Origin of the sequence: Actinocrinis sp. (assembly GCF_035605935.1) — a bacterium.
Classification (GTDB): Bacteria; Actinomycetota; Actinomycetes; order Streptomycetales; family Catenulisporaceae; genus Actinocrinis.
This window is the reverse complement of record NZ_DATNGK010000227.1, coordinates 1-2137: the sequence shown is the minus strand read 5'-3', so window position 1 is coordinate 2137 and position 2137 is coordinate 1. Positions and strand designations below refer to the sequence as shown.

General features: G+C 68.7%; 2 protein-coding genes. Both read left to right on the top strand.

Annotated features, from left to right (window positions below; genetic code table 11):
• Window positions 1-207: 207 nt before the first annotated feature.
• Window positions 208-726 carry a hypothetical protein gene (locus VN779_RS18275; protein ID WP_325724913.1) on the top strand — a complete coding sequence of 173 codons (519 nt, stop codon included), beginning with the start codon at window positions 208-210 and terminating at the stop codon, window positions 724-726.
• Window positions 727-882: 156 nt separating this feature from the next.
• Window positions 883-2082: an exodeoxyribonuclease VII large subunit gene (gene xseA, locus VN779_RS18270; protein WP_325724911.1), complete on the top strand. Its 1200-nt coding sequence runs from the start codon at window positions 883-885 to the stop codon at window positions 2080-2082.
• Window positions 2083-2137 lie beyond the last annotated feature (55 nt).

The window sequence follows — 2137 nt, the reverse complement described above, 5'->3', positions numbered from 1 at the left end:
GACATGCTTCCATGTTAGGCGAGCCGGCCGGCGCGTGTGCGAGACGCCCGGCCATGTAACGGTCGGCGCGCCTGACATCAGGTGCCCGGTTGATCATGAATTTCGGCACCAAGTGGAGAAACCGTCGGTACCACCTTTATTAACACACAACGGGCGAGGCGCATCCTGGGGCAGACTTGTGCCCACCTAACCCTCGAGGAGTGTGATATGAGCGCCCCGCAGATGAAGGAACGCCCGGCGTCGATGCTGCGGGCAATGTTCGCAGGCTTCGGCTCGCTGATGTCCGTGATGGACAAGGTGCGGTCCAAGCCCGCAGCGGAGGCCCCTGCCGCCACGGCGACCCCGGCACCGGAAGACACGGCAACCGCGGAGGCCACGGCGGCTCCCGCGGACAACGCCGTTCCGGAGTCGGTCGCCGAGACCGCGGCCGAGCCGGAGACCAGTGCGGAACCGGAGACTGTCGCGGCTGAGGCGCCCGCGCAGCCGGAGACCAGCGCGGCAACGGAGACGACCGGCGATTCGGCGGCGAGCAGCGCGCTGCCGTTGGCGAACTACGACGAGCTGACGGTCGCTTCGCTGCGCGCCAGGCTCAGGAACCTGTCCAACGACGACCTCACCCGGCTCATGGACTATGAGAAGGCGAACCAGAACCGGCCCGAGGTCGTCAAGATGTTCCAGAACCGCCTTATCAAGATGACGTCAGGGCTGCCGAAGCTCGAGTCGTAGCCAGCGTTGCCCTCGTTCGGGCCTTGTGCCACACAAGGCCCGAACGATTCTGGCTTCATCGCGTTCAAGGGCTCCTTACCGACCCGGAGTGTCACAAGGCTCACCGGTTGCCGGCATGCGGCCCGGATGTCAGTCGGGTGTGGTGCCATAGAGGGCATGGCCCTTGAGACGTCCGCGGAAGCACCGGTCCCCGTCCGGACCGTGCTGCAGGCTGTCGGCGGGTGGATCGGCAAACTCGGCCGGATCTGGGTCGAGGGGCAGATCGCCGAGTGCAAGAAACGCGGCAACACCGTCTTCCTCACGCTCAGAGACCCCATCGCGGCCGTGTCCGCGCAGGTGATCTGCACGCGGGCGGTCTTCGAGGCCGTGAGCCCGGCCGAGGGCGCCCGGGTCGTGATGTTCGTCAAGCCGGACTTCAACGCCACCCGCGGCTCGTTCGCGCTCACCGCGATCGAAATCCGCGCGGTCGGGATCGGTGAGTTGCTCGCGCGGCTGGAGAAGCTGCGCAGGCAGCTCGCGGCGGAGGGACTGTTCGCCCGGGAGCGCAAGCGCACGCTGCCCTTTCTCCCCGGTGTCATCGGGCTGATCTGCGGGCGGGAGTCGGCGGCCGAGCGGGACGTGGTGCAGAACGCGCAGCGCCGGTGGCCGGCGGTCCGCTTCAGGATCGAGCAGTCCGCCGTGCAAGGCCCGTACGCGGCAGGCGAGGTCGTCGAGGCGCTGCGGAAACTGGACACGGATCCAGAGGTCGACGTGATCGTGATCGCCAGGGGCGGCGGCTCGCTCGAGGACCTGCTCCCGTTCTCCGACGAAGCGCTGCTCCGTGCGGTCGCGGCCTGCCGGACGCCTGTCGTGTCGGCCATCGGACACGAGCAGGACACCCCGCTGCTCGACTACGTGGCGGACCTGCGGGCCTCGACTCCGACCGACGCGGCCAAGCGGATCGTGCCCGACGTGGCCGAGCAGATGGCCCTGGTCACCCAGTTGCGGGACCGGGGCCGCCGGAGCATGCGCGGCTGGCTCGACCGAGAGCAGGCGTGGCTGGACGCCATCAGGTCGCGGCCGGCCATCGCCGACCCAGTCCGGGAGATCGAGCGCCAGGCGGAGCAGGTGGACGCGCTCGCGGCGCGCGCCCGCCAGTGCCTCGACGCGAGCCTGAACCGGGCGGGCGACGACATAGCGCACATGCACGCCAGGCTGCTGGCGCTATCACCCGCGGCTACCCTCCGGCGCGGCTACGTGATCGCGCAGAACGCCGACGGCGCTGTCGTCCGCTCCGCGGCGGAGGTTTCCTCTGGTGAAGAGCTGCTGCTGCGGTTCACCGACGACGAACTGATCGTCACCGCCGATAGCGAATAGGATCTTCCTGTGACAGACCGTGAGACCCTGTCCTACGAGCAGGCACGCGACGAGC

What these genes read in the sequence shown, in the direction of transcription:
- VN779_RS18275 (WP_325724913.1), top strand. Translation starts at nt 208, where the DNA reads ATGAGCGCCCCGCAGATGAAGGAACGCCCGGCGTCGATGCTGCGGGCA.
- xseA (WP_325724911.1), top strand. Translation starts at nt 883, where the DNA reads ATGGCCCTTGAGACGTCCGCGGAAGCACCGGTCCCCGTCCGGACCGTG.